Origin of the sequence: Dokdonella sp., assembly GCF_019634845.1 — a bacterium.
Classification (GTDB): Bacteria; Pseudomonadota; Gammaproteobacteria; order Xanthomonadales; family Rhodanobacteraceae; genus Dokdonella_A.
The window spans coordinates 76,317-84,768 of record NZ_JAHCAQ010000018.1; the positions used below are offsets into that span (position 1 = coordinate 76,317).

Sequence of the window (8,452 nt, forward strand, 5' to 3'; positions counted from 1 at the left end):
GAGTACTGCATGAACCTGCCAATCCGTCACGGCGCGGCTCTGGTCGCACTCACCCTCGCCACGGCGCTGGGCGCCTGCAGCCACGAGGATGTCTCGTTCCGCCATTTCCGCGTCGTCGATGCGACCCATGTCGCCCTCTACTCGCGCACGGCGCCGATGGCGATCCTGGCCGACGATGGCAGTCTGTCGATCGACGCCAGGCCGGTGCCGCTCGAACCTGCGCAGCAGGCGCAGCTCAAGGACTTCCACACCCGGATCCGCACCCTCATGGATGACGCGCTGGCCACCGGCAGAGCGGGCGTGGCGACCGCCACGACCGCGCTGGGCGCGGTCGCCAGTGGCCTTGCCAGCGGCGATCCCGACAGCATCGGTCGCAAGGTCGACGCCAAGGCGGCCGAGGTCGATGCCGCGGCGGCACGCATCTGCGTCGACCTGGCGCGACTGCGCGCGCAGCAGCAGACGATTGCGACCGGCCTGCCCGCCTTCGCGCCGTATGCAGGCATCACCGCCGACGAGGTCGCCAGCTGCACGGGCCGGCAGTCGCAGCGGCCATGACCGCGCAAGGGCCGCTCAAGCGGCCCCGACGACGCATCGATCCTGCCTGATCACCCTCGCCGCGCGCGGCCGCCTGCGCGGAATTCACGACGGTGCGGCCCGCGCGCGGGGCCGCGGCAAAAGCCCCGGCACGCCGGGGTGCCGCGCGCGGCGACCGCCCCGGCAACGCGCCCGTCCAGCGACGGTCAGCGGATCGTGTCGCGCGTCACGCGGTAGCGGCTGGCCGCTTCGCGCAGCAGGCCGTCCTGGTTGAGATCGATCGCGCCCTGCAGCCAGTAGCGCTTGAGGGTCAGGCCATCGCGATGCGCGACCGCGATCGTGCTGCCGTCCACGTACAGCATGTCGCCGCTGCGCAGATCGGCCGGCCGCAAGGTGTCGTTGAAGGTCTGGCCATTGTTGAGGTTCTGCTCGAAGCTCAGCCGCGCCGCCGCACTGGCGGCCGGAACCTGCGCCTCGACGCGGCCAGCGTCGGCGAATTCACGCCGCAGCGTGCCCTCGCCACGGATGAGACCGAGCACTTGGTAACGGTTGGGCGCCAGCTCCTTGAGTTCGCTGCGGCGCAGGTCGAGGTCACCGTCGAGCCAGTACAGCAGGGCCTTGCCACGGTCGCGCCGCACCACGGCACGCACCGCGCCATCGACGTACAGCGTATCGCCCGAGGCGAGCTTGTCGACGCTGAGCGAACCGCTGGCCGGTCGACCGTCGTTGAGCGACTTCTCCAGACGTGCACGCACCGCGTCGATGCCGTTGGCTGCCGCTGCCGCAGCGGCGACACGCTCGGCTTCCAGCCGCGCGCTCTCGGCGGCGGCACGCTCGGCTTCGGCACGCGCGGCTGCATCGGCTTCCACTTGCGCACGGGCGGCGGCAGCCGCTGCGTTGGCGCGTTCGGCCGCTGCGCGCGCGGCTTCGGCCTCGGCCTTGGCGCGCTCAGCCTCGGCGCGCGCGGCCTCGACCTCGGCCTTGGCCTGCTCCAGTTCCGCCTTGCTGCGCTGCGCTTCGGCGCGCGTGCGTTCCGCAGCGGCGCTCACGGCGGCTTCCTTGGCCGCCTCCTGCCTGGCTGCGCCACGGTCCTCGACGCGAACCAGCACGCTTTCGTAGAACCCGTCGCGCAGCACGAGTTGCGCCTTGCCGCCAGCCTTCACCTTGGCCGCGATGCGGTCATGCCAATCGTGCGGGGCGGTGATGACGAGCCGCGCGCCCGAGGCCGCGGCCTCGCGACCGAGCGCGGCCAGCGCGGCGTCGGCGCCACCGCTCTGGAAGCTGGCGCCGTCGATGTCGGTATTCTGTTGCGCCAGCGCCAGCGTCGGTGCCGCGGCCAGTGCCAGGGTGAGAGTGAGTGTCTTCAACATGATTGCCAACCCTTCATTGAATCGTTGCCAGGCACGCGCGGCGCCGCAGTGGCGCGCCGTGCCGGCCGCGCTGCGCAAATCCCGCCACGTCCGTGTCGGCGCCGCGTGCCGCGGCTGGCAACGGCGGCGCGGGCCAGTCATCGGCGCGGCCAAGTGACCGGCAATTATGCCGCCCACCACGCGGCCCGCATATGCCATTGTTCACACCCGGTCGTGCAATCAACCGCCCGCCGAACCGCCGTGGGTGCCACCCTTGGTCAGCGCCATCGGATCGAGCAGCTTCTGCAGGCGCGCGCGCGACAGGCCCGTGGTTTCCATCGCGACGTCGAGAATCGGCCGGCCTTGCTTGTAGGCCTGCTTGGCCGTCGCCGCGCCCTTGTCGTAACCGATCTCGGCATTGAGGGCGGTGACGAGGATCGGATTCCGGTCGAGCGCCTCGCGGATCTTGTCCTCGCGCACCTTGAACCCGGCGATCGCCTTGTCCGCCAGCAGGCGTGAGGCATTGGCGAGCAGCTGGATCGACTGCAGCAGGTTGAGCGCGATCACCGGCAGCATGACGTTGAGCTGGAAATTGCCCGCCTGGCCACCGATCGTGATCGTGGTGTCGTTGCCGATGACCTGGGCGCAAACCATCGCCATCGCCTCGGGAATCACCGGGTTGACCTTGCCCGGCATGATCGACGAACCCGGCTGCAACGCCGGCAATTCGATCTCGCCCAGCCCGGCCAGCGGACCGGAGTTCATCCAGCGCAGATCGTTGGCGATCTTGGTCAGCGTGACCGCCAGCGTCTTGAGCTGGCCCGACAGTTCCACCGCGGCGTCCTGCGAGCTGATGCCCTCGAAATAGTCATCGGCCGAAGCGAACTTCACCGCCGTCATCTTCGAAAGCTCGGCGCAGACGCGCGGGCCAAGCCGGGCGTCGGCATTGACGCCGGTACCGACCGCCGTGCCGCCCTGCGGCAACAGGCGCATGCGCGCCAGCGCCGATTCGAGCCGCGCGAGGTTGGAACGCAACTGCGCCGACCAGCCGCCCAGTTCCTGCCCGAACGTCACCGGCATCGCATCCATGAGATGGGTGCGACCGGTCTTGGCGACCTTCCTGAGCTCCTTCGCCCGCGCGTCGATGGTCTTTTTCAGATGTGTGAGCGCCGGCAGCAGGTGTTCGCTGACGGCCAAGGTGGCGCTGACGTGGATCGCGGTCGGGATCACGTCGTTGGACGACTGGCCATTGTTGACGTCGTCGTTGGGATGCACCTTGACGCCGCCCTGCGCGCACACGTGCGCGATCACCTCGTTCGCATTCATGTTGGTCGAGGTGCCCGAGCCGGTCTGGAACACGTCGATCGGGAAATCGGCGTCGAACTCACCGTGCGCAACGCGCTCGGCGGCCTTGCGGATGGCCTTGGCCGAGGCCTTCTTGAGGTGGCCGAGGTCGGCATTGGCCTGCGCCGCGGCCGACTTGATGAGGCCGAGCGCGCGGATGAACTCGCGCGGCATGCGCAGGCCCGAAATCGGAAAGTTGTCGACGGCGCGCTGCGTCTGCGCGCCATACAGCGCATCGGCGGGTACCTTGAGCTCGCCCATGCTGTCGCGTTCGATCCGGAACGTGGCCATGACTCACCTGCGAATGAAAAAGGGGATCGCGATTATAGCCGGCGATGCCGAGCCAGCCGCGTCGTCAGTTGCCGGATCAGTGGCATCGCTACCGCCGATCACTGCGGCAACCGCGCGCCTTGGCCGTGGCCGGCGCAGCGAAACCGCCGGCGCTGGCGCGCGCGAAACCAGCCACATGGCGGCAGCGCCCCGATCGGAACCCGCCACGGCACGCGCCGGCCCGGATGCTAGAATCCGCGACCCACCGCTGCCCCGCAGGCAATGCTCTCCAACCTGGCCTACGTCGCCGCGGCGCTGCTGCTGGTTGCGCTCAACGGCTTCTTCGTCGCCGCCGAATTCGCGCTGGTCAAGCTGCGCCACACCCAGGCGACCACGCTCGCCGCCAGCCATGGCTGGCGCGGCCGCCTGCTCGGCCGCGTGCACCAGCACCTGGACGTCTATCTTTCGGCCTGCCAGCTCGGCATCACGCTGGCCTCGCTGGCGCTGGGCTGGGTCGGTGAGCCTGCGTTCGCCCATCTCATCGAACCGCTGTGCCTCGCGCTGGGCATCGGTCCCGAGAGCACGCGCGTCATCGCCCTGGCGGCCGCCTTCACGCTGATCTCGTTCCTGCACATCGTGCTCGGCGAACTGGCACCCAAGACGCTCGCGATCCGCAAACCGGCGCCGCTGTCGCTGTGGACGGCCACGCCGTTGTACGTGTTCTACTGGATCATGTATCCGGCGATCTGGCTGCTCAACGCGAGTGCGCTCGCGATGCTGCGCCTGTTCGGAGTCGGCCCGGCCGGACATGGCGAGGAAAGCCACTACTCGCGCGACGAACTCAAGCTCATCATCCACGCCAAGCGCGCCAGCCGCAGCGGCGAGGAATGGGCGATGATGCAGAACGCGCTCGACCTGCCTGAGCTCGTGGTCGGCGACGTGCTGCGCACGCGCGACCAGCTCGCGCTGTTGCGCGATGGCATGAGCCGCGAGGACGTGCTGGCCGAATTCGCCCGCTCGCACTACAGCCGCTACCCGTGGTTTGGCAGCGACGGCGTGGTGCGCGGCGTGCTGCACATGAAGGACCTGCTGCAGGCCATGGCGCAGGGCGCCGACACGAGCGACCTGACCACGCTGCTGCGGGCACCAATCCTGTTGCCGCTCAATGCGCCGCTGCTCGGCGTGCTCAAGCGATTCCGCGCCGGCGACACCCATCTCGCGCTCGGCATCGAGGAGTCGGGCCGCGTGGCCGGCTTCTTCACGCTCGAGGACGTGCTCGAGGTGCTGGTCGGCGACATCGAGGACGAGTACGTGCGCACACGCGGTGGCGGCGGCGCCACGCGCAAGCCCGGCAGTGACTTCACGGTGTCGGGCGGAACGCCGATCTACCGCCTCGAACGCCTGCTCGATCGCGACATTGCCGCGCCGGCCGACGTCAACTCCGTCGGCGGTCTCATCGTGCACCGCCTCGAACGCCTGCCCGATGCCGGCGAGACGCTCGCCTTCGACGGCTTCCATCTCACCGTGCAGGCGATGCGCGGACCGCGCATCCAGACCATCCTCGTCCATCCCCATTCCAGCACCCCGGAAAAACCCGCATGAGCGCCAGCCTCACCGCCCTGTCCCCGCTTGATGGCCGCTACGCGGCCAAGACCGCCGTGTTGCGCCCGATCTTCAGCGAGCTGGGGCTCATGCAGCGCCGCGTGCTGGTCGAGGCGCGCTGGCTGGCCGCCCTCGCGGCCGAGCCGGCGATCGTCGAGGTGCCGCCGCTGTCGGGCGCGGCGCAGGCCGAACTGCTGGCGATCGCCGACACGTTCTCGGAGCGCGATGGGGCGCGCATCAAGGACATCGAGCGCACCACCAACCACGACGTCAAGGCGGTCGAGTACTTCATCAAGGAACGGGTCGCCGACAGCACCGAACTCGCCGCCATCCGCGAGTTCATCCATTTCGCCTGCACCAGCGAGGACATCAACAACCTCGCCTACGCACTCATGCTGCGCGACGCGCGCGAAAGCGTGCTGCTGCCGGCGCTCGACGCCATTGCGGCGACGCTGCGCGCACTCGCGCACGCGCACGCCGCGCTGCCGATGCTGTCGCGTACGCATGGCCAGACGGCCTCGCCAACCACGCTCGGCAAGGAGCTCGCCAACGTGGTTGCGCGGCTCGAGCGCCAACGCCGGCAGATCGCCGCCGTGGAGCTCAGCGGCAAGATCAATGGCGCGGTCGGCAACTACAACGCGCATGTGGTCGCCTGCCCCGAAGTCGACTGGCCGGCTTTCGCACGCCGCTTCGTCGAGTCGCTGGGCCTGGTCTGGAACCCCTACACGACGCAGATCGAGCCGCATGACTGCATCGCCGAGCTGGGCGACGCCATGCGCCGCGCGAACACGATCCTCATCGACCTCGCGCGTGACGTGTGGGCCTACATTTCACTGGGCTATTTCCGCCAGCAGCTCAAGGCCGGCGAAGTCGGTTCCTCGACGATGCCGCACAAGGTCAACCCGATCGATTTCGAGAACGCAGAGGGCAATTTCGGCCTCGCCAACGCGCTGCTGGAACACTTCTCGGCCAAGCTGCCGATCAGCCGCTGGCAGCGCGACCTGACCGATTCGACCGTGCTGCGCGCGCTCGGCACCGCGTTCGGTCACACCCAGATCGCGCTCGATGCGCTGGCGCGCGGACTGGGCAAGCTGCAGGTGGCGCCCGAGCGCCTTGCCGCGGACCTCGATGCGAGCTGCGAGGTGCTGGCCGAAGCGGTGCAGACCGTGATGCGCCGCCATGGCCTGCCCGAGCCCTACGAACAGCTCAAGGCACTCACGCGCGGCCAAGGCATCACGCGCGAGGCACTGCGCGAGTTCGTGCAGGGGCTCGACCTGCCGGCAGCGGCCAAGGCGCGCCTGCTCGCACTGACGCCTGCCGATTACACGGGGCTGGCGGCCACGCTCGCACGCGCCATCTGAGCGTGGCGCGCGCTTCGCGCGGGACCGTGCCGGCAGCGCATGCCAAACGGCAGCGCAGCGCGGCACGTGCCGACACCGACATGCACGCCACCGCCGGGTGAAGCCAATCGCCGAATCGCGCGCGGTCCGTCCATGGACCGCGACGGCAGGTCTTTCGCAATGATCGTCTACTCATCCCACATCAACCGGACTCCACAGAACAGCGGCGGCTGTGGGTTTTCGAATCCATTGGCGAAGATCGCGTCCGGGTTGTTCCAAAACTGCACGTTGACGACGTAGCCGTAGTTCGCCGCATCCACGACATGGGCCAACTCCGGTGACAGGATCGAGGTATAGCCGGCGGCGCTCGTGGAATACGTTGTGCCGTAATCAGTGAAAGCGCCTTGCGCGTCGTAGCGTGTCAGGGCGAACAGCAGCCTTACCGATGGGTCATGGCGGTAATACAGCCGCACGAATCGCGCTGTCATCCCGTCACCCAGCACGACCTTGTGCGCCAGACCGGTGCCGACCGGTGCGGTCACGCAGCCGGCGCCGACATAGGTCACGCTCATGTCCGAGCTGCGCGGCACGAAGGTTACGCCTGGAGTCATCCGCCACTGCGTCGCTGCCGGTGCGACGACCGAGTCGGGATCGGTGTTGGCCGCCAGCGCAAACGTCGACGAGGCCGCAACGCAGGCGAGGGCCAGCATGGCCGCGGCGGGCCAAGTGCTTGAATGCTTCATGGCCGGCTCCTCATGGAATGCTGTAGAAGACGCGCGCGCCGCACATCTGCATCGATGTCGAGGTGCCCAATTGGCGCAGATTGAGCACGTAGCTGCGCCCAGAGTTGCTGACGACGACTGGCGGCGACAAGGTGACGGCCTTGTTGCCGTATCCGGTCGCCGCGTCGCTGCTCACCGACCCATGATCGATATATCCACCTTCCGCATCGTACGACGTCAGCCACGCAGTCACCGAGTTACTCGCGTCGGTGTCCTTGTAGTACAGGCGCACCACCGCGATCGAGGCGCCATCTTCGATCTGGATGTCGGAAACGACCATGCCGGACGTTGCGCTGATGCAGCCGCCGCCGACGTAGTTGGACACATCGCTGCTGCTGCGACGCACCATGGCAGCCGCTGGCACGAAATAGTACTTCCATGTCACCAAAGGTGAGGCCGCGGCGATGCCTGACTCCAGCGCGTCATCGGGCCCGAACGCGAGCGGCTGGCCGGCCGTGGCCGTGGCCATGCCCTGCAGGTGGTCGGAATCGTGGGCCAGACACGGCCCCGCCGTCAGCAGCGCAACGCAGGCAAACAGCCCGTAAGGCTTCACATTCATGATTGTCCCCTTGAGGATTTGGATGGACCTGCCCCGGGGCACCCCAGTGGTGGCCGGTCGCCGGATCCATGGCGACCTTAATGCAACACGCCCACTTGCTGGTAGCGCCATGGTCGGCGGTGGCGCTGCCAAACCCGTCACACTTTGCGCCGCATCATGTCGGCGCGGCCTGCGTCTGCGCTGGGCAGTGGCCGCAGCATGCGGGTGCGCCGCGCCGCCGGCTACACTGCGGCGGAGGCCTGCGCATCCGTGACCACCGCAGCCGGATCCATCAGCACCGGTACGAGGAGACCGCCATGATCCACGAGGACTTCCACGTCGAAATGGCCAGTTGGGAACGCGATGGAGCCCAGTTGCGTGCGCTGCGTGAACAGGTGTTCGTGCTCGAGCAGGGCGTTGCGGCGGCGGACGAGCTCGATGCGCTCGACGCACAGTCGGTGCATGTGGCCGCGCGCGGCGCGGACGGCAGCGTGATCGGCACCGCGCGACTGACGCCGGCGCGCTCGATCGGGCGCATGGCCGTGCTGCGCGAGTGGCGCGGCAGGGGCGTGGGTGAGGCCATGCTGCGCACGTTGGTCGAGTACGCACGCGCGCGTGGCTGGCCCGAGCTCGACCTGCACGCGCAAAGCCACGCGATCGGCTTCTACGAACGCGCCGGCTTCGTCGCCGAAG

At 68.6% G+C, this 8,452-nt stretch carries 8 protein-coding genes; 4 read left to right on the plus strand and 4 right to left on the minus strand.

The features are described 5' to 3' along the window. Positions 1-9 precede the first annotated feature (9 nt). A complete protein-coding gene (locus KF903_RS12795) occupies positions 10-555 on the plus strand; it encodes a DUF2884 family protein (protein WP_291215476.1) in 546 nt (181 codons plus the stop codon). A gap of 185 nt (positions 556-740) precedes the next feature. Here the strand turns inward: KF903_RS12795 and KF903_RS12800 are convergent, their stop codons facing one another. Both KF903_RS12800 and KF903_RS12805 read right to left on the minus strand, forming a co-directional pair. After that, entirely contained in the window at positions 741-1,904 is a 1,164-nt protein-coding gene (locus tag KF903_RS12800) for a hypothetical protein (protein ID WP_291215479.1), read from the minus strand. A gap of 219 nt (positions 1,905-2,123) precedes the next feature. After that, positions 2,124-3,518, minus strand: a complete 1,395-nt coding sequence (locus KF903_RS12805; RefSeq protein WP_291215482.1) for a class II fumarate hydratase — start codon at positions 3,516-3,518, stop codon at positions 2,124-2,126. Positions 3,519-3,779: 261 nt separating this feature from the next. Here KF903_RS12805 and KF903_RS12810 point away from each other — a divergent pair, with 261 nt between their 5' ends. Further along, complete coding sequence (locus tag KF903_RS12810) at positions 3,780-5,099, plus strand: hemolysin family protein (RefSeq protein WP_291215485.1); 1,320 nt, start codon at positions 3,780-3,782, stop codon at positions 5,097-5,099. Continuing rightward, entirely contained in the window at positions 5,096-6,460 is a 1,365-nt protein-coding gene (purB, locus tag KF903_RS12815; RefSeq protein ID WP_291215488.1) for an adenylosuccinate lyase, read from the plus strand. The genes KF903_RS12810 and purB overlap by 4 nt, the downstream gene beginning before the upstream one ends. Positions 6,461-6,627: 167 nt before the next feature. Here purB and KF903_RS12820 read toward each other — a convergent pair whose 3' ends face one another. After that, positions 6,628-7,182: a hypothetical protein gene (locus tag KF903_RS12820; protein ID WP_291215491.1), complete on the minus strand. Its 555-nt coding sequence runs from the start codon at positions 7,180-7,182 to the stop codon at positions 6,628-6,630. A 10-nt stretch (positions 7,183-7,192) separates the two neighbouring features. Beyond that, on the minus strand, positions 7,193-7,780 hold the full coding sequence (locus tag KF903_RS12825; RefSeq protein WP_291215493.1) for a hypothetical protein: 588 nt from the start codon (positions 7,778-7,780) through the stop codon (positions 7,193-7,195). Positions 7,781-8,076: 296 nt separating this feature from the next. Here KF903_RS12825 and KF903_RS12830 point away from each other — a divergent pair. After that, positions 8,077-8,452, plus strand: a 376-nt coding sequence (locus KF903_RS12830) for a GNAT family N-acetyltransferase (RefSeq protein WP_291215496.1), incomplete at its 3' end; no start/stop codon positions are given.

Excerpts from the sequence above, each read along its gene's own strand:
- KF903_RS12795 (WP_291215476.1), top strand. The coding sequence starts at position 10 with ATGAACCTGCCAATCCGTCACGGCGCGGCTCTGGTCGCACTCACCCTC.
- KF903_RS12800 (WP_291215479.1), bottom strand. The coding sequence starts at position 1,904 with ATGTTGAAGACACTCACTCTCACCCTGGCACTGGCCGCGGCACCGACG.
- KF903_RS12805 (WP_291215482.1), bottom strand. The coding sequence starts at position 3,518 with ATGGCCACGTTCCGGATCGAACGCGACAGCATGGGCGAGCTCAAGGTA.
- KF903_RS12810 (WP_291215485.1), top strand. The coding sequence starts at position 3,780 with ATGCTCTCCAACCTGGCCTACGTCGCCGCGGCGCTGCTGCTGGTTGCG.
- purB (WP_291215488.1), top strand. The coding sequence starts at position 5,096 with ATGAGCGCCAGCCTCACCGCCCTGTCCCCGCTTGATGGCCGCTACGCG.
- KF903_RS12820 (WP_291215491.1), bottom strand. The coding sequence starts at position 7,182 with ATGAAGCATTCAAGCACTTGGCCCGCCGCGGCCATGCTGGCCCTCGCC.
- KF903_RS12825 (WP_291215493.1), bottom strand. The coding sequence starts at position 7,780 with ATGAATGTGAAGCCTTACGGGCTGTTTGCCTGCGTTGCGCTGCTGACG.